This window comes from candidate division WOR-3 bacterium (assembly GCA_029858255.1).
GTDB lineage: Bacteria > Hydrothermota > Tepidihabitantia > SM23-42 > SM23-42 > SM23-42.
Window position 1 is genome coordinate 1 of sequence record JAOUFJ010000030.1, and the last position, 25,544, is coordinate 25,544.

The 25,544-nt window shown below is 46.8% G+C and carries 25 protein-coding genes; 20 read left to right on the forward strand and 5 right to left on the reverse strand.

Annotated elements, in window-relative coordinates; all coding sequences use genetic code 11:
- Positions 1-275: 275 nt before the first annotated feature.
- Together OEV79_10510 and lexA are read right to left on the reverse strand one after the other, a co-directional pair.
- On the reverse strand, positions 276-563 hold the full coding sequence (locus tag OEV79_10510) for a GIY-YIG nuclease family protein (GenBank protein ID MDH4211863.1): 288 nt from the start codon (positions 561-563) through the stop codon (positions 276-278).
- 345 nt (positions 564-908) lie between these two features.
- Positions 909-1,460, reverse strand: coding sequence for a transcriptional repressor LexA (gene lexA / locus OEV79_10515; protein ID MDH4211864.1), 552 nt, complete (start codon positions 1,458-1,460; stop codon positions 909-911).
- A 244-nt stretch (positions 1,461-1,704) separates the two neighbouring features.
- On the opposite strand from lexA, the gene OEV79_10520 reads away from it, so the two are divergent.
- The 11 genes from OEV79_10520 (at position 1,705) to OEV79_10570 (ending at position 12,824) form a co-directional block, all read left to right on the forward strand.
- Positions 1,705-2,985 carry an insulinase family protein gene (locus OEV79_10520; GenBank protein MDH4211865.1) on the forward strand — a complete coding sequence of 427 codons (1,281 nt, stop codon included), beginning with the start codon at positions 1,705-1,707 and terminating at the stop codon, positions 2,983-2,985.
- A complete protein-coding gene (locus OEV79_10525; GenBank protein MDH4211866.1) occupies positions 2,982-4,304 on the forward strand; it encodes an insulinase family protein in 1,323 nt (440 codons plus the stop codon). Before OEV79_10520 ends, OEV79_10525 begins: the two co-directional genes overlap by 4 nt.
- Positions 4,305-4,381: 77 nt before the next feature.
- On the forward strand, positions 4,382-4,885 hold the full coding sequence (locus OEV79_10530; GenBank protein ID MDH4211867.1) for a CvpA family protein: 504 nt from the start codon (positions 4,382-4,384) through the stop codon (positions 4,883-4,885).
- Complete coding sequence (locus OEV79_10535; GenBank protein ID MDH4211868.1) at positions 4,860-5,606, forward strand: SAM-dependent chlorinase/fluorinase; 747 nt, start codon at positions 4,860-4,862, stop codon at positions 5,604-5,606. The genes OEV79_10530 and OEV79_10535 overlap by 26 nt, the downstream gene beginning before the upstream one ends.
- A gap of 115 nt (positions 5,607-5,721) precedes the next feature.
- Entirely contained in the window at positions 5,722-6,318 is a 597-nt protein-coding gene (locus OEV79_10540; GenBank protein ID MDH4211869.1) for a hypothetical protein, read from the forward strand.
- A gap of 22 nt (positions 6,319-6,340) precedes the next feature.
- Positions 6,341-6,859 (forward strand): hypothetical protein, encoded by a 519-nt coding sequence (locus tag OEV79_10545; GenBank protein ID MDH4211870.1) that lies wholly within the window; start codon positions 6,341-6,343, stop codon positions 6,857-6,859.
- Complete coding sequence (locus OEV79_10550; GenBank protein ID MDH4211871.1) at positions 6,856-7,590, forward strand: hypothetical protein; 735 nt, start codon at positions 6,856-6,858, stop codon at positions 7,588-7,590. Before OEV79_10545 ends, OEV79_10550 begins: the two co-directional genes overlap by 4 nt.
- 2 nt (positions 7,591-7,592) lie before the next feature.
- Complete coding sequence (locus OEV79_10555; protein ID MDH4211872.1) at positions 7,593-9,428, forward strand: MSCRAMM family adhesin SdrC; 1,836 nt, start codon at positions 7,593-7,595, stop codon at positions 9,426-9,428.
- 87 nt (positions 9,429-9,515) lie between these two features.
- Positions 9,516-9,716, forward strand: coding sequence for a hypothetical protein (locus tag OEV79_10560; GenBank protein ID MDH4211873.1), 201 nt, complete (start codon positions 9,516-9,518; stop codon positions 9,714-9,716).
- A 184-nt stretch (positions 9,717-9,900) separates the two neighbouring features.
- The gene (gene mnmG / locus OEV79_10565) at positions 9,901-11,778 is read left to right on the forward strand and encodes a tRNA uridine-5-carboxymethylaminomethyl(34) synthesis enzyme MnmG (protein ID MDH4211874.1); all 1,878 of its coding nucleotides are present in this window, start codon (positions 9,901-9,903) and stop codon (positions 11,776-11,778) included.
- Positions 11,775-12,824, forward strand: a complete 1,050-nt coding sequence (locus OEV79_10570; GenBank protein MDH4211875.1) for a site-2 protease family protein — start codon at positions 11,775-11,777, stop codon at positions 12,822-12,824. The genes mnmG and OEV79_10570 overlap by 4 nt, the downstream gene beginning before the upstream one ends.
- Before the next feature lie 346 nt (positions 12,825-13,170).
- Here the strand turns inward: OEV79_10570 and OEV79_10575 are convergent, their stop codons facing one another.
- Together OEV79_10575 and OEV79_10580 are read right to left on the reverse strand one after the other, a co-directional pair.
- Positions 13,171-13,329: a DUF2273 domain-containing protein gene (locus tag OEV79_10575; GenBank protein ID MDH4211876.1), complete on the reverse strand. Its 159-nt coding sequence runs from the start codon at positions 13,327-13,329 to the stop codon at positions 13,171-13,173.
- Positions 13,330-13,396: 67 nt separating this feature from the next.
- Entirely contained in the window at positions 13,397-14,104 is a 708-nt protein-coding gene (locus OEV79_10580) for a PrsW family glutamic-type intramembrane protease (GenBank protein MDH4211877.1), read from the reverse strand.
- Between the two features lie 117 nt (positions 14,105-14,221).
- On the opposite strand from OEV79_10580, the gene tsaD reads away from it, so the two are divergent.
- Positions 14,222-15,220: a tRNA (adenosine(37)-N6)-threonylcarbamoyltransferase complex transferase subunit TsaD gene (gene tsaD / locus OEV79_10585; GenBank protein MDH4211878.1), complete on the forward strand. Its 999-nt coding sequence runs from the start codon at positions 14,222-14,224 to the stop codon at positions 15,218-15,220.
- Positions 15,221-15,534: 314 nt separating this feature from the next.
- Here tsaD and OEV79_10590 read toward each other — a convergent pair whose 3' ends face one another.
- Positions 15,535-16,470 (reverse strand): ExsB family transcriptional regulator, encoded by a 936-nt coding sequence (locus OEV79_10590; GenBank protein MDH4211879.1) that lies wholly within the window; start codon positions 16,468-16,470, stop codon positions 15,535-15,537.
- Between the two features lie 363 nt (positions 16,471-16,833).
- On the opposite strand from OEV79_10590, the gene OEV79_10595 reads away from it, so the two are divergent.
- The 8 genes from OEV79_10595 to OEV79_10630 form a co-directional block, all read left to right on the forward strand.
- Positions 16,834-17,670: a DPP IV N-terminal domain-containing protein gene (locus tag OEV79_10595; protein ID MDH4211880.1), complete on the forward strand. Its 837-nt coding sequence runs from the start codon at positions 16,834-16,836 to the stop codon at positions 17,668-17,670.
- Between the two features lie 370 nt (positions 17,671-18,040).
- Complete coding sequence (locus tag OEV79_10600) at positions 18,041-18,892, forward strand: hypothetical protein (protein ID MDH4211881.1); 852 nt, start codon at positions 18,041-18,043, stop codon at positions 18,890-18,892.
- A gap of 198 nt (positions 18,893-19,090) precedes the next feature.
- Positions 19,091-19,858, forward strand: a complete 768-nt coding sequence (locus OEV79_10605; GenBank protein MDH4211882.1) for an AAA family ATPase — start codon at positions 19,091-19,093, stop codon at positions 19,856-19,858.
- Positions 19,851-20,699, forward strand: a complete 849-nt coding sequence (locus OEV79_10610) for a ParB/RepB/Spo0J family partition protein (protein ID MDH4211883.1) — start codon at positions 19,851-19,853, stop codon at positions 20,697-20,699. Before OEV79_10605 ends, OEV79_10610 begins: the two co-directional genes overlap by 8 nt.
- 172 nt (positions 20,700-20,871) lie before the next feature.
- Complete coding sequence (locus OEV79_10615; protein MDH4211884.1) at positions 20,872-21,279, forward strand: hypothetical protein; 408 nt, start codon at positions 20,872-20,874, stop codon at positions 21,277-21,279.
- Entirely contained in the window at positions 21,276-23,102 is a 1,827-nt protein-coding gene (locus OEV79_10620; GenBank protein MDH4211885.1) for a DnaA/Hda family protein, read from the forward strand. Before OEV79_10615 ends, OEV79_10620 begins: the two co-directional genes overlap by 4 nt.
- 38 nt (positions 23,103-23,140) lie before the next feature.
- On the forward strand, positions 23,141-24,727 hold the full coding sequence (locus tag OEV79_10625) for a tetratricopeptide repeat protein (GenBank protein ID MDH4211886.1): 1,587 nt from the start codon (positions 23,141-23,143) through the stop codon (positions 24,725-24,727).
- Between the two features lie 29 nt (positions 24,728-24,756).
- Positions 24,757-25,544: inositol monophosphatase (locus OEV79_10630; GenBank protein MDH4211887.1), on the forward strand; the 788-nt coding region annotated here is incomplete at its 3' end.

Here is a 25,544-nt window from a genome sequence, read left to right on the forward strand (position 1 = left end):
CCCTCGCAATGACAACTCTTTTTCTGTCATTGCAAGCGTAAGCGAAGCAATCTCATGATAATAGAACCCACGCGATGGCAAGCATAGTGATTCCGCGCAATGAGGGGGAAGCTCCTCGCAATGACAACTCTTTTTCTGTCATTGCGAGCGTAAGCGAAGCAATCTCATGATAATAGAACCCACGCGATGGCAAGCATAGTGATTCCGCGCAATGAGGGGGAAGCTCCTCGCAATGACCGACTCTTTCTGTCATTGCGAGCGTAAGCGAAGCAATCTCATATATCATCGTATAAGTCCTTCCATTTTGGATTCATGCTATTAATCAAATCTATTTTCTTTTTTCTCGATCCACCCTTAATTCTCTTTTCTCTTGTGATTGCGTTGTATGCATTATCAAATGTTTCATAGTATACTAGTTTATTAGTGCTATACTTTTTTGTAAAACCAGATGTCAGTCTTTCCTTGTGCTCATAGACTCTCTTCTTTAAATCGCTGGTGATACCCGTGTATAGGACGGTGTTATGTTCGTTGGTCATTATGTAAATGTTGTATTGTTTATTCATTTATAATTCAAGAGAGATTGCTTCGGGGCTGCTCCCCTCGCAATGACGGGGAGAAGAGAGATTGCTTCGGGGCTGCTCCCCTCGCAATGACGGGGAGAAGAGGGATTGCTTCGGGGCTGCGCCTTTCGCAATGACGGGGAGAAGAGGGATTGCTTCGGGGCTGCGCCCCTCGCAATGACAACTCTTTTTCTGTCATTGCAAGCGTAAGCGAAGCAATCTCATGATAATAGAACCCACGCGATGGCAAGCATAGTGATTCCGCGCAATGAGGGGGAAGCTCCTCGCAATGACAATGGGAGAAATGGGGTTGTTGTTCCTCTTTGTTTATTACGAGGAGCGAATTTTTCATAATTTTCTTATAACGCCGATAACTTTACCGATTACTTCGAATGCCTCTCTAATAATTGGGTAGGTATCGTTCTCTGGCTTCAAGACGAGTTCTTTACCGATTCTTCGCAGCCTTTTAATTGTTGTTTCGTCTCCTACATTTGCGACGATGATTTCATTATCTAAAGCATTTCTTGTTGGTTTAACAACAACCATATCACCATCATAGATATGGGCATTTATCATGCTATCGCCCTTTACCTTGAGCAGAAAACAATCACGCCACTGTGATATAGTGAAGGATCCTTCTAATTCTTCGAAAGCAAGTTCTGGTAACCCAGCAGTAACCCTGCCGACAATGGGTATTGATTTTGGCTTGATGCGTATGCCCCTGGCTTGCCCGGAAACCCGTTCAATAAGGCCTTCACTTGCCAGATTATCCAGATGCACCTTTACTGCCTTGGTGCTCTTGAGATGTATTTTTTTGGCGATCTCGCGGATCGACGGTGGATATCCATAGTCATCCACAAAATCCTGGATCGCCTTGAGAATTTTATTTCTTGTTTTCATGACTTTCCTCCATTTGTGAAGGTCGGTTATTGTACCGAAAGACATTACCCCCAAACAATACGGGCATCGTAACCCTTAAACGTATGACGTAACCTTTTTTCATATATGTAAACATTTGTTTACATCATATTATAACAAAAAAACCGTATTTGTCAAGAGGTAACTGTCATGCCTGTCCCTAGAGCCATTGACCAGCATCAATATCTGGCTATATTAGAAGAGATATAGAAAAAGGGGGTAATTAATGCTAAATTTGCTTCTGGCGCTAATTTGCATTCAGCCTATTCAAGTTATCGAATACAGTCTCGATAATGGTTTAAGGGTTCTACTATACGAGGACCATTTCGTTCCTGTTGTGTCCACCCAGATACACTACCGGGTTGGCAGCTATTACGAACCACAGGGGTTGACCGGGATTTCCCATCTACTCGAGCACATGGCATTCAAGGGGACCGAGAAGCACGGGCCCAAAGAGTATAATAGAATAATCGAAGAGGCTGGCGGGTATGAGAATGGATATACCTCGGTTGACCGGACTGTTTACTACGCGAATTTGAGAAGCGATCGCTATGAAATTGAATTAGATCTGGAGGCCGACCGCATGCAGAATCTTCTTATTGCGCCTGATGACTTCGTCCCTGAAAAGGCAGTAGTTATGGAGGAAAGAAGGCTAAGGGAGAACGATCCATTCGGCAGCCTTATTGAGCAATTAGATCTGATGAGTTACACTTATCATCCATATCGTAATCCAATCGTAGGTTTCATGTCTGACCTAGAGCGGACTACGCGGGATGACGTTTATAATTGGTACAGAAAGAATTACAATCCTGCTAATGCAGTCATTGTCCTGGCTGGTGATGTATACCCCGAAGAGGCGCGTCAGGTGATCAACAAGCATTTCGGAAGCATCAAGGGCACGCCGCTTGATGACGTTGCATACAGTGAACCTCCTCAGCGCGGTGAACGCCGTTTTGTATTGAAAAAACAGGTAAATCAATCTGCTCTGGCTATATACTACCATACGGTCGCGTCCGATCATGAAGATATGTACGCTCTGGATGTGATTTCAATGATCCTCTCGTCCGGATACAGTGCGCGTTTTGAACAGGAGTTGGTCCGCGACAAAGGCATTGCAACCGCAGTCAGGACCTATCACCAAAATCTGAAGTATGGCGGTGGATTCACGCTGCTTGCTATTCCACAGAAGGACATCGATCTTGAAATGTTGGAGGTAGAAATTTATGATGTTCTGGATAACTTGAAAAATATCCCCCTGATTGAAGCGGAACTGACCAAAGCGAAGAACAAGGCATTAGCACAGGATATTTTTAGAAGGGATTCCCCGGAAAGGATCGGAGCTCATATAGGGCAGTTGGAGATTGCCGGTCATGGGTGGGAGAGCATTAACGAGTACCCGGCCAGTATCCAGAAGGTGAATATCGAAGATGTCATGGCGGTGGCGGAAAAGTACTTTACGCAGGATAATCGAACAGTCGGTTATCTCGTTCCAACGGAGGTCAAATGAACAAGGCACTCATTATTCTACTTCCTATTTTCCTCAGCTCCGCAACGCAAATACAGCGTGACACCCTGGAGAATGGATTGGTCGTCCTTACGGTAGAGGCTCACAGGATCCCGGTGGTCGAGGTGAGAGCGTATGTGGAGGCTGGCAGCGTTTTGGATCCAGCAGGCAAAGAGGGTCTGGCAAATCTAACAGGGCAGAGCCTGATCAGGGGCACAGAGCAGTACTCATACAGCGAACTCGTTGAGACCATTGAGTCCGTGGGCGGTGAATTGACACCGTTTGTGACAGAGGATTACGCCGGGCTGAGCGGTAAGGTGTTGAGCAAAGATCTGGCGCGACTCATCGATATTCTTGAGAGTTGTCTTCAGCATCCGGAGTTTGATTCCCTGGAATTGTTCCGTTTGAGAAGAGAAACTATTTCGCTTATCAATGCAAGATCCGACAATCCGTTCGAAGTGAGCGAAAAAGGTTTTCGCAGCCTGTTGTTTGGTGAACATCCGTTGGGTCACTTCCCTGAAGGTATTGAAAGCTCGGTTGCATCCATAACTGCGTCAGAAGCGCGTGGTTTCTATGATGCTTACTATCACCCGAACAACACGTTCCTGATTTTCGTTGGTGATTTTGACAAGGATTCTCTGCTCGCGACTCTAAATAGCAGTTTTGGCGCGTGGAAAAGAGGGGAGATACCCAAACCGCATTTTACTGAACCAGACCCAATTGAGCATCCTAAGGCGCAGGTGATACCGATGGACATATCTCAGGCCTATATTCTCCTCGGCGATTTTGGCCCGAGATATGGTGAGACTGATTGGAATGCGACGCGCGTCATGAACTATATCCTTGGCGGTGCTGGTTTGACTTCGCGCATCTCTGGAACAATAAGGGAAGAAAAAGGGTTAGCTTACATTGCCTATTCCTCTTTCCGCCGTTTTGTGGATGGAGGTTATTTCGCGGCCGAGGTCCAAACCAAGAAGGAAATGGTCAATGAAGCGGTTGCGGGTTTGATCCAAGAATTGGAGAAGGTGAGAGATACGATATACGTTGAGGAATTAACAAGGGCCAAGAAGTTCTATACGGGGTATTTGCCCTTGTCGTATGATACATATAGCGAGCTGGCAAATATAATTGCACGTATTGAGATCGAGAATCTTGGTCTGGATTATTTGTCGAGATTTGAAGATTACATTCTCGGGTTAACTGTTGATGACCTGCAAACCGCTGCGAGAAAATATCTGCATCCTGACCGGTTCTATTTGCTGATCGTTGGTGATATTAGTCCGGATGATATCGCTACAGATGGAATCGAGTGGGTCGAGTGATGCATGTGAGTCGTGCGGCCGCTCAAACGTTTATCTGTTCGTTGACATAATTTGTGATATATCTATAATATACTTGAATGGCGTGGATTGATATAGTAATAATTGTTATCGTTATCAGTTTGATCGTTCACGGCATAGCGACCGGTTTGATCAGGAGTGCATTCGATATCGCCGGAATCATATGCGGATATATTATCGCCTTGACCTACAGCGCAGCCGTGAGAATACCCCAAATTCTTGCATTCTTGTTGATCTTCATAATTGTTGTTGTCGTTTTCTCGATAGCCGGTAGGATTATCTCAAAGATAGTGCATATTACGCCGCTCGGTCTTATTGACCGCTTACTGGGTGGATTTTTAGGCTTGATAAAGGGTGTTATCGTCTGTTTTGTGCTGCTGATTGCGATAACGTACATGAGAAAGGATTTAAGGATTTTGTACGAGTCACAGTTTGCATCGCAAATCGTCGATGTTGGTCTGAAGGCGAGCAGATTCTTGCCAGGGTCTCTGTACGAGTGGATTGAAGATGTTTTTGGTCGAAGCGATACCGCATCGTATGAAGATCATAACATTTCTGTCTGATTTCGGCGCAATTGATTGGTTTGTCGCGGCCGTGAAGGGCGAGATACTGAAAGTCACTCCACGTGCACGCATCGTCGATATCACTCATAATATAAAACCATATGACGTTCGAGGCGCTGCTTTTGTGCTTTCTTCCGTATTCAGAAATTTCCCGAAGGGTTCAATTCATCTCTCGGTCGTCGACCCGGGAGTCGGTAGCGAGCGGAAACCGCTTATCGTACAATCACATGGCCACCTCTTTGTGGGCCCGGATAACGGCCTTTTTTCTCGTATTTATGAAAAGGCATCAAAAGTTTATGAAATAAAGATGAATGCCAGGATGAGCTCCACTTTTCATGCACGCGACATTTTTGGCCCAACCGCGGCCCGGTTGGCAGGTGGCACCAGCACGCAGATGTTGGGGAAGAGGTGCAAAGACTATGTCTGTCACGAGACGGCCCAACCGAGGAAGAAGAAAAACATCTTCTGCGGTGAGATCGTCTATATCGACCACTTCGGGAATTGCGTAACTAACATACCAAATTCAGAAGAAATCACGAAATTACGCGTCTTAGGACGGACCGTGGCCATAAGAAATCATTACAGCGCAGGGTCATATAAAGGCCTTGTTGGTGTGAAGGGAAGCCTCGGTTATTATGAGATCGCGAGCTATGTGGGAAGTGCGTGCCAGGTATTGAAAGCGGGTATTGGCGTGCCGATCGAGGGTTATGCTGAGCCCTAAGAATTGCCTCTTGACAACTTCGAAATCTTGTGTAAAATCGACTAGACTTAAGTCTTGTGAGATGAATGTTGCAGAGAATGGTCTATGACTTAAGGACAAAATAAAAGGAGGCAAAGTGAAGCTAACGTGGATACTCTTGCTCGTAGTGCCAGCAGTGGTGCTGGCTGGAATCATCCAGGGAGGACCTGGCGACAGGATAATGGGATTTGCGCCGGGCGATTCTTTGATCGACACTCTCGTTGTGACGGTTCGCGTACCGGCGCGCATTGGTCTTTATGTGAATGGCAATACTGAATTCGACCTTGGTTCAGCTGCCGTTACTTATCCGCCGGTACTGTTTCCTGGGTATTATGACCCGACTCTCGTGGGTGGAACGAATGGCGATGGTGTGGATGTGCAGGTCTTCTCCAATTCTCAGGTTATGACCTGGCATCTGGAAACGAGCGGCAGTGGTGATTTCAGTGCCACGATTGCCCTTGACCAGTTGTTCTACGCGCCCGATGGTGAGCCGAATCCTACTGATGGGAATGATCCTCCGGGCGGTAACTGGGTTTCTTTTACGAATGCATACGCGGAAATCGCTAATGGCACAAACACGACTGGCTGGCAGGATGAGAGTCAGGATTACGTTTTTCAGGCTGAGACTGATGACGCTCCAACACCAGCAGCAGGCGAGACCGTGACGATCTACTACCGTGTCTATGCGCAGTAGCGCGGAGTAAGAATTGAGGCCGATGGGCAAATCGATCTTTATATTGATTTTCCTTTCGGCCTCGTTGCTTTTCTCGCGCACGCGCATCATGGTCATCATCGATTCCGATGTGGAGTTCGATTTGTATCAGGTGATATATCCTCCAAGTGTTTTTCCGACTTATTACCGACCGACACAGGCTTCCGGATTCAACCCCAACGGCATCCTCCTCACGGTCGGTTATCAGAGAATAGGTAACCTGCATGATATTTCAAATGTCTATGTTTCAACAAGGGGTAGTGGTAGTTTTTCAGCCTCGATAGCGCTCGACCAGTTGTATTTCGCTCCGGGCGGCGAGCCACTGCCTCCGGCAGGTGTCGACCCGCCAGGTGGTAACTGGCGAGCATTCAGCATATTGTATCAGGAGATCGAGTGTCTGGAAGTCAGCGGACCAGGGCTCAAGAGATTCGAGCGTCCCCAAGACTACATATTCAAAGCCGAATCCGATGACGAATCTGGCGATCAATCAATAACGTTGTACTACCGTGTGTATGGGTTATGAATATATTAACTTTCTTGATCATTGGCTATCTCGGTTTTACCGTAGGTCCGGCAAAGGTTGAAAAGGCCGTTTTCGGCGCCGATGCTATGACCGAGGTGTTCGAGGTACAGAACTTCACCGATGATTCGCTGAGAATCAAGGTCGAGTTCGAGGATTTCAGCATTGATGAAACAGGCGAAGTCACCTTTTACGCGCCCGGTCACTTCGTCAATTCTCTGGCACCACGGGCCGTTGTCAATCCTGAGGAATTCGTCATTCCGCCCAAAAGTATTGAAAGGCTGAGGGTGACATTCAGCTTGCCAAGCAGTGAAGTATTGGCTGAATACTATTCGATGCTACTTTTCAAATCACGCCCGATCCCGATGCGTTACTCGACTGCCATCAATGTGGCTGGCGAGATTGGCGTTCCGGTTTACTACACGATACCGCAATACGCCAACAAGAGTGCATCGTTCGACAGTTTTCAATTGAAAAATGATTCTCTGGAAATAGTGTTGAGTAATAACGGGAATGTTCATCTCAGGATTAAGGGTGAAGCAATTATCACCACTTTCGACACTAGAATAATGCAGCAGGATTCGTTACCAGAGTTCGTGGTGATGCCAGGGAATCAGAGAAGATTGAGGATTGGCATTGACGAGGATATTGGCGAAGGTGGCTATTTAGCAAAGATAATCCTCGATTATGGGTCTCTTGAATTGATCGTGGGTGAGAGGAAATTCTACAAGTGAATATGATAATGCTCTTCTTCATGCTTGCCGCTAATAACCGTGTCAATACGTCATTTTATACATATCATCAGGTAGGTGGCCAATCGGTTACCGATCTGTATTTCAACTACGTGTTGCACCGGTATGATCTCCGGGTGGCATTGGAGAAAAGGCAAGATCAGTCCGGGTTGAAGAGCATATCCTTTGGAATTGATTCAGCGATTGGTGATTTCCGCCTGGCGCTGGGTGAGAAACCTTACCACGTGCGCGCCCCGGTTACCACGAACCTGAACCTTTGGGGCCTGTCGCTGATAAGTCGTGGTGCTGATATTTTTCTGGGAAGAATACGCGATAACACTACATCGCTGCCCCCGACATTCAATCAAAATAGATATACGGTCGGCGCCAGGTTACACCGGCAACTCTTCCCGCGCATCCCCCTTGATTTCTACTTGATGCGAAGAAGCGATAATACCTCTCCAACTCGGGTAAGCGATAATAACTCAGTTGGTGTAAATTCAGAAGTCAGGTTCGGTGACAATCTGACCGTTGATAACCGGCTGTGGGCAAGCCATACCGAGCGCGGGATTGGCGCGAGTTATGCTTTCAATGGACGTTATACGGCGGAGAAATACGGAGGTCATTGCCATTTTACTACGATGTCAGGAAACTACGTGCCTCTCTCCAATGTGAAGATGTACCGTGGTACTTGGCTCAGATTGAATACGTACGAGAAGCCGACCGATTGGCTTGGTTTCAGTCAGGATATCGGTTACAGTTCTTTGGGTGACAGGAGGCTTACCCTTAATACGAGATTGTCACCTGCGCGGTTGCCCGTAATGACCTATGGTGTTTCTCTTTCGAGGGCGCGGGTAACTCAGATAGTCGACGGTGAGTATTGCTTCAAAGGCTTCGGGATTTCTGCGAATTACGAATGGTCAAGCGCACGCCGTGCATATGGCCTTAGATTGGTGCAGCACATTGTGAACTGCCAGTTCTGGTCGAGTTTCCAAAGACGCGATGCCGATGTATGGCAGTTCGGACTCATGTTTCCATTCCCAAACCATGTGAGATTCAAGGGATTTCTCAATTTTGTTACGCGCGCACATTACCAGAGTCATACGACCGGATTTGAGATATCTTCACGGTTCTTCAGGGATCTGAATCTTAGTTTTACTTACGAATACATACGCCATAACACGGCAAGTGATCAGTTTCTTTCTCTTAACATTTCGAAGACTTTTGATTTCGACCGGGTTGGTTTGAGTTTCATATCGGGGCGGGTATTCATGGATGCAAATAACAATGGAATGTACGATTACGGCGACGAACCAATGCCGGATATTGATGTTGTCATCGATGGCAAGAGTGAAACGAAAACAGACAGAAATGGTATCTATTCTTTCCATTTCGTGAGATCCGGTCAGCATTCTGTCAATGTGAATCTCGGTTGCATGCCCGCCGAAATCGGTACTGCTCGAAGAAAGCAATCTGTTGATACGAGATTGTTGTCTCAGGCGCGGGTCAACTTCCCCCTCGAGGTGCTGGGTTCGATGGGTGGCACGGTATACTTTGACAGCAATAACAACGGACAGATGGACGAGGAGGAAGATGGTATACCAAATGTGGTTCTTGCGCTAAACGGTTATATGACGACAACTGACAAGGATGGCGGATTTCGTTTTGCCAATCTTGCTTCTGGCACATATGTGCTGGAGCCCAAGGTGCTGCCGCCAGAAACGATGGCAACTCGACAGGAATTGCTGTATGTGTTTATAAAACCCGGCGCAGAAGTTAAGGACTACACTCTGGGCATCGCAAAGAAGGAAAGACCAGTTAATAAGAAAGTATTCGATTAGTCCAAACAAGACAACTTATATATTCTGTGGACCGGTCACCATCTTTTTAGCATATTGACTTATCGTAGTGGCAAAATAAGATAACTCATGTATTTTCTTAAGGATATCGTAAAGCGAAGAGTATCGGTTCTGGATTGCGCAAACAGAACGAATCGATTATTGAAGAGGAGAATAGATGGTGGCAAATTATCCAATATTCTGAATATAAGAATCCAGAAGCCGTACTACATTTGCAGTAATTCTGCGTTGCAGCATATTGAAATATGTCGAGAAATATCGTGTGGCTGAGCAGGTGGTGGAGAGGAAGAGTGACAGGTGAATGCGATAAAATTGAACACATTTGTTATCGTTTGCGGCATTTTGTTCGTTAGGCTTTTTCTGATGTTTCGGTAGCGCGTCTCTGCTTTGTGAAACTATTCGGTCGACGGTTAGGCATTCATTGATTTTTGACTAAATATCGCTATCATTAGCAGTGAGCGTTCCAGACAGGTACGATATTATCGTTGTCGGTGGAGGTCACGCAGGTATTGAAGCAGCGATGGTTGCCGGCCGCATGGGTCATCATGTGCTTTTATTGACCCTCGACATCGATAAGATAGGCCAGATGTCCTGCAATCCTTCGATCGGTGGACTCGCAAAGGGCCATCTGGTCAAGGAAGTCGATGTATTGGGTGGTGAGATCGCATTCCTGGCCGATAAGACCGCCTTGCAGTATCGCATTCTTAACCGTTCAAAGGGTCCTGCCGTGTGGTCACCGCGGACTCAGAACGACCGGGTACAATACAAGAGGAGTGCGCGGAACGCAATTGAACAAAACAAAAATATCGATGTCAAAGCCGATGAAGCGAGCGAAGTGATCATGGAAGGTAAGTCCGCAGCCGGAGTGAGAACAGTGTCTGGAAATGAGTACCGCGCCGCGGCCGTAATCGTGACAACCGGAACCTTCTTGAATGGATTAATGCATGTCGGCATGCAGAGTTTCCCGGGTGGGCGTATGGACGAACCGAGTGCCTCACAATTGAGTTGTTCGTTGAAGTCGGCCGGGTTTTCTCTCGGCCGTCTTAAGACGGGCACTTCGCCGCGCGTAAAGAGGACAAGTGTTGATCTGTCGGGTATGAGGATACAGCATGGTGATGATGTTCCGATGCCCTTCTCTTTTCGTACAGAACGCGTAAACGAAAAACAACTGCCGTGCTACGTCACTCATACGAACCGGAAGACGCACAGCATTATCTCTAAGAACCTGGATCGGTCACCGCTTTTTTCTGGCAAGATAAAAGGTATTGGTCCGCGATATTGCCCTTCAATCGAGACCAAGGTGGAACGCTTTGTGCAAAGAGACTCGCACATCATTTTTATCGAGCCAGAAGGAATCGATGCTCCCGAGTATTATCTGAACGGGTTATCAACTTCGCTACCCTATGATGTCCAGGTGGAGGTGCTGCACAGTATCAAAGGATTAGAGGACAGTGAAATCACAAAACCGGGTTATGCGGTCGAATATGATTTTATCTACCCGGTGCAATTGTACTCCACTCTTGAATCAAAGAATGTAGATCATCTCTATTTTGCCGGGCAGATAAACGGTACTTCGGGTTATGAAGAGGCGGCTGCACAGGGGCTGGTGGCCGGACTCAATGCTGTGCTTAAGAATCGCAGCGAGCAACCGTTCGTTCTCCAGAGATACGAGGGTTATATCGGGGTCTTGATCGATGATCTCGTTACTAAAAACACGACAGAACCATACCGCATGTTTACTTCACTGGCTGAGCACCGGCTCATTCTCAGGATCGACAATGTCGCGGACCGACTCATGCAATATGGAGTGAAATTCGGGCTGGTCAGACCAGAGCAACATCAGTTCTACCTCGACCAGCGGGAGGAGATCGACAGGATCATCGCGCAGCTCAAGGAGACAATAGTGAAACCGGATGCAGCCAATCCCATTCTGACGGCGAAGAACGAGGCAGAGATCCCGGAAGAGCGGGGTGGTCAAAGTCTCTTCCAGATATTGAAGCGTCCGCTCATGCATCATGAGGAGATACAGGCAATGAGTGATATCAAATTCAACCCGGATGTGGCCCAACGGGTCGAGATCGAGGTAAAATACGCGGGGTATATCGCGCGGGAGCAGGAAGCGATCGCTAAGTTGAGAGAACTCCAGCTGGAGGTCATACCACGGGACTTTGACTACGATGAGATCTTTGGATTATCCAACGAGGCGAGGTCAAAGCTGGCCGTGGTGAAGCCGGTAAATCTTGACCAAGCATCACGAATACAGGGTATCAGTCCGTCAGATATACTGCTACTATTGCTTCATTTGAAAAAGCCAGCTAAGAGACTACGATGAATGAACAGGTAATTGAATATCTGAGAACTAAGATGTCCGTTGAAGAGGTTACGGGATCCTCGTTGATAGGTAAGGTAAAAGGAAAAATATACCCGCCGGTAGGAAAGACAGTCAGCGAGATCAAGGAATATTTTTCGCATACTGAATTCACACCTTTGTTCAGAGAAGAGAATGGCCTGCACACTATCCAGTTTGGGATCTATCGTAGACCAGACGAGAAACCCAGGTACTGGTTGAACATCATGCTTTTCATTGCCACAATACTATCAACAATCTTGGCAGGGTCGCTCAACAGTGGCGGAAACCCCTTTACTAACTTGTCTGATTTGCTGATGGGTATCCCGTTTTCCGCTTCGATAATGGCAATACTCACCTGCCATGAATTAGGTCACTACTTTGTATCGCGGCGCGAAGGCATGATGACCACACTGCCGTATTTTATACCGATGCCTCTGCATTTTATAGGGACTTTTGGTGCCATCATAAGAATGAAATCCATAGTCCCCTCGAGAAGAGCACTCCTTAAGGTCGGTATGGCTGGGCCTGTTGCAGGGTTCCTTGTGGCACTGCCGATAAGTATTCTAGGTATCTATCTGTCTGACGTCAGGATCGCGCCCGAAACAGAAGGTATCTTGAGATTGGGTGATTCGCTGTTGTTCTGGTTATTCGCCAAATTGATACACACTGACATACCCCAAGGGTATGACCTTTTTCTCCACCCCGTAGCATTCGCCGGGTGGCTCGGATTATTCGTGACTTCAATGAACTTGATACCTATAGGCCAGCTCGATGGTGGGCATGTGACCTTCAGCCTATTCCTTAAGAAAAGACGTTTTCTTTATGTCCCGATCTTCGCTGCGATCCTCGGACTCGGGTTGCTCTGGTTAGGATGGTATTTCTGGGCGCTGGTTGCCGCTTTCATTGCGCGTCGTGATCCGGTGATTCAAGATACGTTGACGCCATTGACCACGAGGCAGAAAATCTATGCAGTGATACCGTTAATCATTCTTATATTGACTTTTGTGCCACAGCCGTTTGTGATATAACAAAGACATAGGTTGTTGAAGACACACTACGCTGTAGACACGCTAGCGCTGAAGGCATGCTACGCTGAACGCAGTGTGAAACGGAGAAGCGGAGCCTCGGGAAAACGGGGAAAGAAAGAAGTTTGGAGGCTGAGAGGTTTGGAAGTTGCGAAAACCACCTGTGATAACGGGATTAACAATAGTAACGAGAATGACGAAATTAATGTTTTTTGTTAAATGCGCAATTCGCAATACGAAATTCGCTTTGTCGTCATAGCGGGATGAACGAGATTAACGGGAATAACGACAGTAGCGGAATTAACGATAATAGCGAAATTAACGATCATAACGTCTTTTGGTATGAACCCTATTCTTTCATTCGTGTTTCAAAATACGAGCCGATAAGATATCCGAGTGTAATGAAAAACAAAATCATTATTGTGCGCAGGAAACCGACCGTGGCAAAAAATATACCGATTATTCCCGCGGCAATTGCACCCAGGATCGCTTTATTCATTTTTATCATGATCTATAATACAAAATTCCTTCTGACTGTCAATAGCATAACGCTGACTAACATAGTTGTCACGGGGTCACTTTGATTTTCCGGCCTCTATACCTTCGGTTTGGGCTGTTCTTATGCGGCTATCGATCTCCGCCTTCCGTAATTGTATTCTTATCCACAGGAATAAAGCTACGAGCAACAGGACAACGAAGGAGGAAAAAGAACTCCTCGTAAGCAGGAGGAAATCATACAGACCGTGACTCAATATCGCATAGATTATTCCCTTGGTCATTAATCGAGATTCCTTTGCAGGATTGAATTTTGCCCTGCCGATATAATAGCCCATGAGGGCACCGAAGCATGCGTGGCCGGGCACGGCAAGGAATGCTCGAACGAGGCCCGTTGAAAGCCCGAGGGGAAGTACGTAGAGGATGTTTTCGAGCGCTGCAAAACCCAGTGATGCAGAAACGGCATATACAATACCATCCATGACTTCATTGAATTCAAGAGATCGGTAGATCCACTTCCGGACGGCCAAAAATTTCAGAATTTCCTCTATCGGTGCAATGACGAAGAAAGAAATGATCAGAATATTGAGTAACCCCCCGGTAATTCTGCCAACAAGGTTTATCAGTAATAATTCCGCGAGTGCTGCCGGAATGACCATCAGGGCACCGATAGCGAAGATCTTCAGGATTTTCTTCTTTGGTTCTGGTTCGTACTTATCGCGGTGGTTGAAATACCAGATCAAGAAGAGAACCGGTGCAAGAGCGACGAGGAGGGACAAGACCAGCATCCGTAAAGATAGCCAAATATATGCTATCGTCAACCGTTTGAGTTATTATCGGTTCGCGGCCAGGTTGGCGTTTAGTGTAAGACCTTGATTTTTAGTGCTCTTTTGCTACAATCTAAAATGATTACACTTGGCATCGAGACATCTTGCGATGAAACATCTGTCGCTGTACTTCAAGATGAAAAAGTTTTAGCGAATATTGTTTCATCGCAGATCGCTCATACTAAATTCGGAGGAGTGGTTCCGGAGATAGCAGCAAGGAGCCACATTCGGATAATCGTGCCACTGATCAAAACAGCTCTCGAGGTTGCTGATCGGCAACTCGCAGATATTGATTTGATCAGCGTAACGCGTGGACCGGGGCTTATAGGCGCGCTGCTAGTTGGATTATCCTTCGCGAAATCTCTGGCAGTGTCTCTCGGTAAGCCGTTTATCGGTGTCAATCACCTGGAAGGGCATGTCTATTCTCTTTTTCTGGCTGGCGAACCTCCCCGCTGTCCGTATCTTGTATTGATCGTTTCAGGCGGGCATACTGAGATTGTGCTGGTTGACCGGCCATTCAGTTATAAAACTCTCGGTCGAACCCTCGACGATGCGTGTGGCGAGGCCTTTGACAAGGTAGCAAAGGTTATGGGTTTGCCGTACCCGGGTGGACCTTACATAGAGCAGCGGGCGAAAACGGGGAAGATTGGGGAAGTTGAACTTCCAGTGCCTCATCCTGATGGTCTGAGTTTCAGTTATGCAGGTCTTAAGACAGCTGTCCTTTACTACACAAGGGACAATCCGGGGTATGATATAGATGACGTTGCGGCAAATTTCCAGGAAGTGGCATTAGAACACCTGACCCGGGTTGCGGAGAGGGCACTCCGGGAAACCGGAGTCAGGCATTTGGGATTAGTCGGGGGCGTTACCGTTAATGTCAGACTGCGCGAGAAATTTCAAGTCTTGGCAAAGAAGACCGGTGTTTCGCTCCACGTTGCGCCGGTGCAATACTGTACTGACAATGGAGCGATGATCGCACGTGCTGGCATGGAACGGTTCAAGCGATTCGGCCCGTCAGACCTGTCAATAGACGTCATCGCGCGGGAGCGACTGGAGGAACTACCGCACCCTGACTAAGAAACGGAGCAACGGAGACGGGGAGACCCGGTGACATGGAGAAACTAATACTGGAGACACACTACGTTGAAGACACGTCCGCAACGCGGACTGGAGACACATCGCTGCGCTCCTGAAGACACGCTACGCTGACAAACGGAGTATCACGTTATCCAGTATCGAGTATCAAGTATCAGGCGTATTAACGATACTAACGCAATTAACGGAAGTAACGATATTAACGAGAATAACGAACTAAATGGTAATAACGGTAGTAACGAGCCTAACGTTTTATATCAATTTCGCAATGCGCAATTCGAAATTCGCAATGCTGTTCAGATGTATTCTATCGTGCTCGGTGGTTTGGGCGAGAGATCATATAACACCTTGGTGACCTCTGGTATCTGGCTGGTGATTTTCTTCTGTATCTTTTCCAAAATAGCATAGGGAACACGGGTCGGCGATGCGGTCATGGCATTCTTAGATTGCACGCTGCGAACGACGATGATGTTCCCGAATGCTCGCTTGCCTTTTCTTATTCCGGTCGCCCGGTCATTCAACAGAACCGCAAATGTCTGGAATGCACTGACATTCTTCATCTCACGCTCGACGATCGCGGTTGCCTTGCGTAGCAGCCGAACCTTTGCCGGTGTTACCTCGCCCACGACCCTCGTTGCCAGTCCGGGTCCGGGGAACGGCATCCGTTGATGGATCGACGATGGCAGCCTGAGTGCCTTTCCAACCTTACGGACATCAGGTTTGTATAACGTCACAAGAGGTTCAATCACATTGAGTCCATACTTGCGGGGATTGATTCCGATCTGAGCGAGCACATTATGCTGTGATTTTATTTTGCCCTTTGTTTCCGCAACATCAGCTGCTATCGTGCCCTGTATGAGGTACTTGGCCTTATGTCTGCGCACTGCCTTGCCCAGGGTCTTATAAAAAGTGTCGCGGAAAGCCTTGCGCATATCTTCAGGATCTTCTTTTCCTTTGAGCGCCCTGAAGAAATCATCGGCCGCCCGCACGAGTACGGTCCGTATGCCCCGGCTGCGCAGCAGCGAGGTTACTTTCTTGGGTTCACCTTCCCGCATGAGTCCGTCGTCTATGAATACTGCGATGAGATTCCAACCCAGGGCACGGTGTGCAAGGAAAGCGCAGACCATTGAGTCGACACCGCCGCTCGTTGCGCATAGTGCCGTATCATGTCCGACCTGATTATGAATTTCTTTTGCCTTTTCGTCAACAAATCTTTTCGCATTGAATGCCATCAAACCTCCTTAGATGTATCATATTACATATGGGCAGAGGTGTGTCAATGTCCTACGTAGAGTGGTGCCCGGTGGGAGAATGTCCGCTTACAAATGTTGCTTTTAATCCCCGATAGGTTATATCCAGTGAATTGCACAATGCAACACAATGTCATATGTTGAAATTTGACTGATGATAAAAAGGGCTTGACTCGTAAGACGAGCGGGCGTATAGTTTGCCAAAATAGAGGTACGATGTATCTATCAGCGGCACTCATTTTACATGATTGGGCGAAGCTGTTCAACAAGAATTGGCTTTCGTGCTGCATTTACACATTTTGTGTTGTTCTGCTTGTTTGTGGATGTGGCAACGAAAATTGTTTCATGAAGCCATATATAACGTCTGGCGAACGGGAGCCTGCTGTATCGCCGGATGGAGAATTCATAGCATATACTAATGAAGGTAAAGACGAAATATGGTTATTTGAAGTTGCGACGGAAGAGAGCGCATATCTTACTGATGGAAGTCTACCAGATTGGTCGCCAGATGGTGAATGGATAGTGTATGTCAAGAATAGGAATATTCATAAGATAAATGTTGCGACCAAAGACGTTACGCAACTAACTACGTGGGGCTCGTGTTTCTTCCCCGCTTGGTCACCGTCTGGTAACCGCATCGCGTTCGACACAGACTATGATGACCCAGAAGGAGCCAAAGTAATTTGGTTAATGGACACTAATGGCACAAATCTGAAAGATATCAGTGTACATGGAACCGGTGAATGGCGCCAGCCCAAATGGTCACCTTCAGGTGTCCAAATTGTTCACATTAGGTATGTAAACGTGACGTACCCGGAGATTTTCGTCATGGATTCTTCAGGACAGAATGGCGTACGGTTGACTGACAATCTGATTCTCGACGAGAGTCCCGTATGGTCGCCCGCTGGATCAAGGATCGCTTATGTCAGCGCATCCGAGTATGTAGACTATAACATTTGGACAATGGACACAACTGGCGCCAACACTGCACAACTAACATCAACCGGTGGATGCGATCCAACCTGGACCCCAGATGGTAACTGCATTGTCTACGCCATGGAGGAGATAACTGAAAAAGCAACCTACATCGAAGTTGTCTATCACCTATGGATAATGAATACGGATGGTACAGAGAAAAGACAATTGACTTTTGGCAACAGCGGGGGCAGATCTGGAAAATAGATCATATTCTATTAATCATCTGCTTTGATTGTTTGTTCTCTTCTACAATGAGAAGATTCAAGAAATATTGTTATTCAATCATTTGCTGTCTGTTAATGATTCTCATGTGCGCGAATGAAGAAGATAATGCCCCGTATACTAACATATCACAGACAATTGGTAAATCTGTTACGCCGTCAGTAGCAGTCGGAAATGATGGAACTGTGTATGTTGTTTGGGCCGAGAGTACGGGCGTAAATAATTTTGAGATATTTTTCACAGAGAACCTTGGCAATGGTTGGTCTAATCTCGTAAACATATCCAATAACACGACCTATTCTGTGGCACCAACTATGGCAACAGACGGCTCAGGCAACGTCCATGTCTGTTGGTGGGATTTTATTTTCGAAGGCCCAGACAATATGGCATTGTATCGCATGCGCCGGCTGATGGGACATGGGACACTATTCAAGTTGTTGCCCATTCAGCCACGGTGTCCGGTTCGGTGGTCAGATTGCCGCGAATTGCCGCTGGCCTTGATGATGTGGTTTATGTTATGTGGTGGGGTTACATAGAAGAATCAGGGTTGCGTTATCGGATAAAGACAGGTGACCAATGGTCAGATATCATGACGGTACCCGGTTTGCTTGCCCATAATCCAGCTCGCCTAACAGTTGACGTGTACAGGAATCTTCATATTGCATACGAGGGTAGTGATGCAATTCACTATGAAATGCTTACAGCGGGCGGTACCTGGCAAAATTTCACTACCGTAAATGAAGGATCTCAATTCCGTCTGCGACCAGATATAACCACTGACGGGACTGGTGTTGTTTACGTAACCTGGAGTATGCCGGATGAAGAATATTACATTTACTATTCAGAGAATAGTGCCGGTACGTGGGCATCACCAACAAAATTACCCATGCATAAGCCCGACGATATTGGGTTTGAGAGTGCACTTGACGTCGATGGCGAGGAGCGTCTGCATTTCGTGTGGCAGAACAGGACAAAAGATTCAACCACAAATCAATATGGCGAGACCGACATATACTACGTCTATCGATTAGTCAGTGGTGCGTGGAGCAGTGTGTACAATATTTCTAATACTATGGGCATTTCGTTAATTCACGAAGGTTGCCTTGCGGTGGACGAGCAAGGAGGTGCCCATATTGTCTGGGCAGATAACGAATTGGGCGATTATGATATTTTTTATCTAAAGATACCCGAAGACAGCCTTTAGAACGACGATTGGTTTGGGATGGCTCTGGGGTCAGGTCTTGACTATTGACAAATCAGCATACCTAATATCAAAACAAAAGTTTTAATACCCCTGAACATCAAGTCAGGTATGGCGAAAATGTGAGAATTGTCAATAGTCAAGACCTGACCCCAATGGTTGGCGGGCGTTTTTATTGACTTTTTGCTTTTTTTCGCTACAATAGGCAAAATGAAGAAGATTGCGATATGCAATCAGAAAGGCGGGGTCGGCAAGACCGCGACTGCGGTGAACATTACGGCCGGGCTTTCACTGGCCGAGAAGAACGTTCTTCTGATCGATATTGATCCACAGGCCAATTCAACGAGTGGTTTGGGGATCGATTACAAAACCCTGAGCAGATCAATATATGATTGTCTCTATGAACCAAGTCTGGTCAGAGAGATAACCTTGAAGACCAAGTGGCCCAGGATATCGGTTCTTCCTTCGACGACCGATTTAGCAGGCGCCGAGATTGAACTCGTTGACGAGGCTGACCGGGAATCCAAACTGAAGAACGTGCTGTCACTCATCGGTTTCGAATATGATTTCGGGATCATCGACTGCCCGCCGTCGCTCGGTCTTCTTACGATCAACGCACTGGTCGCTTGCGATAGTGTAATCATTCCAATTCAGTGTGAATATTATGCATTGGAGGGCCTGGAGAAATTGTTGAAAACATTGAAGGCGCTGAAGAACGATCTGAACAAGAATCTCGTGATCGAGGGTATTCTCTTGACGATGTACGATGCAAGGTTGAATCTGGCAAAAGATGTCGTTGAGGATATCCAAACGCACTTCCCAGACGTTGTCTTCAAGACCGTAATCCCGCGGTCGGTACGGGTCGCCGAATCGCCTTCACATGGAAAATCAGCAATTCATTATAATATTGTATCTTCGGGGTCTCAGGCTTATCTGAGTTTGACAAGGGAGCTTTTAAATCATGCGTAGACGGGCATTGGGCAAGGGCCTTGAGTCGCTCATTCCGACCAAGGAAAAGGAAGTCTTTCAGGAAGGTTATCGGATGATCCCGATAAATGCTATTAAGAGGAATCCATATCAACCAAGGGCTCCGATTGACGAGTCCGAAATCAGGGATCTGGTCGCATCGATAAAAGAGAAAGGGGTCATCGAGCCAATCATCGTGAAGCGCAGTGGCGACGGTTTTATACTCGCTGCCGGCGAAAGACGTTTGAAGGCGGCGCGTACTGCTGGCCTTAATGAGATCCCTGCCGTAATCAGGGATCTGAGCGAGCAGGAATTGCTCGAGATCGGTCTGATCGAGAACCTTCAGCGTAAGGATCTGAATCCGGTTGAGGAAGCTCAGGCCTATGAACAGCTGAACAGTAAATTCAAACTAACTCACGACCGGATAGCGCTTCTCGTTGGTAAGGACAGGTCGACCGTGACCAATGCTTTGAGGCTCTTGTCGCTTCCCAGGCGAGTCGTAGATTACTTGAGAACTGGTAAGATGAATGCCGGACACGCGCGTGCTCTTCTGGCACTGAACGATGAAATGCAGATCGTCCATATTGCCGAGCGTATCGTTGCGGAAGACCTATCGGTCCGCCAGGCCGAGGCAATTGTCAGGAAGCTGGGCAAGAAACCGCGCATTACACTGGCAAAGAGCAAAGAGCCGAACATCGTCATGCTCGAAGAAGAACTCTCTAAACTGCTCAGGACGAAAGTAAGCATTGAGTGGAAGAAAAACCGGGGTTCGATAGTCATCCACTGCCTGAGTGTAAATGATTTCAATCGCATCTACGAATATCTAAAAAGAAGTAAGAAGTAGATAATAGCCTTCAATATTCGCTTAGCATTACTCATTTGTAACGGGTGACAATTGTCTCTCTTGGAAGAATTCTACATGTGTGCGGTTTGAAATTTGGGATACACGGGCTGAAGTGGTCGGCGCTCGTTGCAGGTATTGACTTGACAACAATTCTTAGCTATAATTTTTAGAAATGCATATACCGGAAGTTATTGTAATTTCGAAGAATAAATACGAAAAATTAGGGGTGTTGCTCGAAGAATTTTGCAGTCAGGCTAACACAATCTGGGCTTTGTTTTCGACTCTTGCTGGCCAGTTGGTTGTCCAGCGTGGCTTTGTTGATTCATTCGATGTCCTAACGATCAATGCGGTTGCCTGCAGTATCTTCAATTCAACGATGGAACTTGCTCATATTGTTGGTGACAAAAAGTTTTCCAGTTTCTTGCAGGAGGGCGCCAGTGCTAGTATGTACTATACTTGCATTGATGATGATTATCTGTTAGTGACTCTCTTTGATAATCGCACACTGCCTGGTTTGGTAAGGGTCGCGGCCGCTGATTTTTGTGCCGAGGCTGTAAGAATACTGGAAACTGAGGGATGAAAACAGAACAAACATTCGATAGTTTTTATATTTATGAGGGAAACAGAGTAGCCTTCAGTGCAGCAAAGAAGATCGTTGAATTTCCCGGCGTAGTATTCAATCCACTCTATATTTACGGGGGCAGAGGTTTGGGCAAGACTCATCTACTCTCGGCTATCAACCTCGAGTTGACCAAGACGCATACTTCGTATTTCCTCACCGCAAAGCAGTTTGAAACAAAATTCAAAAACCGTGGTGGTTTAGATGCACCTTTGGTTGTGGACGATATTCACGAAATCGGCGATGAATATAAGAAGAGGTTGAGTGAGGTTTTGGAACAGGCACTCCGCGACAATATTCAGGTATGTTTCTCCGCAAATGCCTTACCGCAGACTATCAGCGGGTTCACGCCAAGAATATGTAATATGATCAATGGTGGTCTGATTTGTGAGTTATTGCCGCTCGAACAAAAGATCCGGAAGGATATTATTAGAATAAAAGCTGATGAAGCGGGTATTATCCTGTCCGATGAGATCGTCGAAGAATTAGCTTGTATTCCGGTCGGTTCTGTTGGCGTGATCGACAACATGGTCAGGCGCCTTGTAACCTATTCGTCTCTGGGTAACCTGGCGATCGATGCAAATAGCATTAAGTTTATTCTTAAAGAGCTGTTTCCACAGAAGAAAGTGTCTCCAATACCTTCCTTGTTGAAGGAGACAAACCGAGATGATGTCTGGGGTCTTGAAGATGTTGAGGCTCCGTCTGTCAAGGAAGAATACCAGAGGCGGATTTCTATTTGGAGAAAGAGAGGGTTTGATGTTTCTCTTCTGAAAAAGTCGTCGTCGAAGGACACGCTCGAACTGAGACGCGCATATCATGACTATGTAGAAAGAGTGAGAAGGTTAATTAGACTGCAAAACATCTTTGCCAGCATAGACCGCAAGAAATCACCAGCCGATGCGATGAAGATCGAAATGCGATTATTCAACCCTGATAGCATAGTGGAGATCGAAAAACTCCTCCAGGTATCTGGTGAGTCCGAGCGAAGCAATAGAAAATGGCGTAAGTTCAATGAATTCATCCTGGGCTTCTGCAATAAGCTCGTATGGGATGCTTATCACGATAAGGTGCTGGATAAACTAGGAGAGTATAACCCGTTTGTTATCCTGGGAAATAGTGGTACGGGGAAGACTCATTTTCTTGAAGCGGTCTGTGATGATCTGCTGTCTCGTAATATATCAGTGATGTATCATGATCTGCGAAGTGCGGGGGAGAGCGGATTTCCAGGTTCTACTGTCGATCACGACGTTTTGTTATTGGACAATTTTGATGCGGTCTTCAATGCTTCTGAGAGCTTTATCAATGATATTGGCGAACTCCTTGAGAGATTCAGAGGTGAAGGAAAGCAAGTGATCATCGCCTCTGTTCATCCGTCCACAGGAGTTGGGTTACCAGCTTCGCTCAAGGGTATTTTTGATGAAGGCAAAGTTGTGGAACTTGAAAAACCTTCGGCCGATGTTATCAGCCAATATGTCAGAAGAAAGATGCCCTCCGACGCGGAAGAAACGTTTGATGACATATTCAAAGAAGGGATTCCGGAATTTGAATCGTTCTACGACATAGATTATTTTCTGCACGGCGCAGGTAGTGATGAGTCAGGTATTGTACCACTTGGGTTGCCTGGCGAGGGAGAAACGGTAGAAACCGAGACCGAGAGCACGAGCGACGCAGCTGCTGAAAAGGTTTTGAAGCAGGCAAAGTCTGAAGTCACAGTAGATATCCACGATGATGACAATTACATGGTTCCCGAGGTGCGAAATGAATTGCTCATGGAAAGATTTTGAGAGATTGGTGGATTTGCGGATAACAACGGGGAACATCCATGGCGATTAAAGGCTCCTTGGTCGAGGCATCACTGCCCGAGGTAATCCAACTCCTTGCATATTCACTCAAATCAGGTTGTCTATCCGTGACCGATGGCAGTAATTTCGGCAATATCTTTCTACAGGACGGCAAAATAGTTCATGCCACAATACTCAAACGTGATTCACGACTTGGAGATTCCCTGCTTGGGAGGCGTCTCTTTGACAAGAATATTCTTAAACAAGCTCTTGGTGTTCAAAAGGCAAAGAAAAAAAGGATCGGAGAAATCCTCGTTGAGATGGGCGCAATTTCACGTCAGATCCTAGAAGAAGAATTAAAACGTCAAATCGAAGACGCGATATTCACTATGCTCACATGGAATAAAGGTTATTTCAATTTCGAGGAAGGATTGCTGCCGGCGGCTGGCGAGCATACTATTCAGCTTTCGTCGAAGGATTTGCTGTTGGGGAGCGCCAGACGCATCCCAACATGGCAGGAAATTCAGGAAAGGTTACCGCCCGCCGGGAAGATCCTGGTCGCGAAGGAAGATGGAAAAAGTCTTGAACTTACTGAATCGGAAGAGAGAGTCTTAGCATTGACTGACGGCGAAAAGAGTATCGATGAAGTTGTGAAGAAATCGGGGATTGATTTCCATGAAGCGTGCAAGGCAGTGTATGTTCTGTTGACCGCCGGTGTTATTGAAGAGCCGAAGACCCGTGTTGAGAAGAAATTCGTATCTGGTGATGAGGGCGAGCACAGGAACATGGGGCTTGCATACTATCAGAGTACGCAATATGATGAGGCCGAGAATGAATTCACAGAAGTTCTCGACGATGATCCTGAGGACACCGAGGCTTTGTTCTACCTTGGTATGATTGCACTTGCGCGCGGTAATGACGACAGTGCAAAGGATTATTTGGAGAGGGCGCTCCAGAAGGAAAGGCGTGTGTCAATACTCTCAAATATGGGGTATCTCTTCATTCGCGTGAAGCTTTTTAAGGAAGCGATTGATTTACTTGAGGAAGCACAGAAACTCGAGCCTGATAATTTAAAGGTAAATCTGAATCTCTCCATTGCACGCTACAATTTGGGTGAATTGGACAGAGCCGATCGGGGTTTTCAGCATGTTTTGAGTATTTCCGAAGACCTCATTACTCCCTACCTTTATCTTTCGCTCATAAATGTTAAGAAGGGTGATGTTAAGACCGCGATCGCTTTGCTCTCAAGTGCCGTTGAGAGATTCCCTGAGTCTGCTGCGTTCAAGAATAACCTGGCATTACTCCGTGAGAGTATTGAGGAGAATGAAACTGCAGAGAGTCTTTACCTCGAGGCGCTGTTACTTCAACCCGGAGACAATGTCCTGTTAAAGAACATTGCCAATCTATACTACAGGCTTGGTCTGTATGGTGGCGCTCTTGATTATTACGAGCAGATACCGGAGAACGACCGTGATGCTCGTACCTCCGTACGATTGGGGCGTGTGTATCTATTAAAGGGTGATGGGAACAATGCTCTGAATCAATGGAAACGTGCTCAGGCATTAGATCCCAAGAACGACAGATTGCGACAGGAAATTGAGATTCTTGGTGATTTTATATCCGTCTGAATATAATCGCTGAAAATAAGATGGGGAGAATGCTTGCCCAGAAGCATGTGGCAAAATCTTTGAATTTTGCTGTCCGTTTGGTTCACCGAGTTGGTGATGACATAGCAAGGCAGTCCCGCAGAGGCCTCCGGGTGTCCTTCAAAGGAGAAATCGATCTCGTTACGCAGTTTGATCGTGATGCTCAGGAGAAAATCGTCGCTGCCTTGAGCCGCGAATACCCGGACCACGGGATATTAAGCGAGGAAGACATCAATACGAATCCCGATAAGGACGTTCGGTGGATCGTTGATCCGCTCGATGGGACCACCAATTTTGCCCACGGCCTGCCGATATGGGCAATTTCCGTCGGGCTTGAGGTTGATGATGACGTTGTCCTCGGTGTCGTATACGACCCGAATAGGTGTGAAACTTTTACCGCGGTCAAGAATTGCGGGGCACGTTTGAATGGACGTAAGATCCGTGTGTCGCGCACCCGGAAGCTTGACAGAAGTCTGCTTGTGACAGGTTTCCCTTATGACATTCGGAGCAGCACACGGAATAACCTACAGCAATTCGGCGAATTCGCGGTGCGTGCACGTGCAGTCAGAAGGCTCGGTTCAGCAGCGTTGGATTTATGCTACACGGCATGTGGGCGATTCGATGGTTATTGGGAATTAAAATTGTCACCCTGGGACCAGGCCGCCGGTTCGTTGATCCTGAGAGAGGCGGGGGGTAAGATCACGGATTTCAAAGGCCGTGCCTTCAATATCTACGGTGATGAAGTACTTGGTACAAACGGCTTGATACATCGCCAAATGATGAAGGTTTTGGCAAAAGT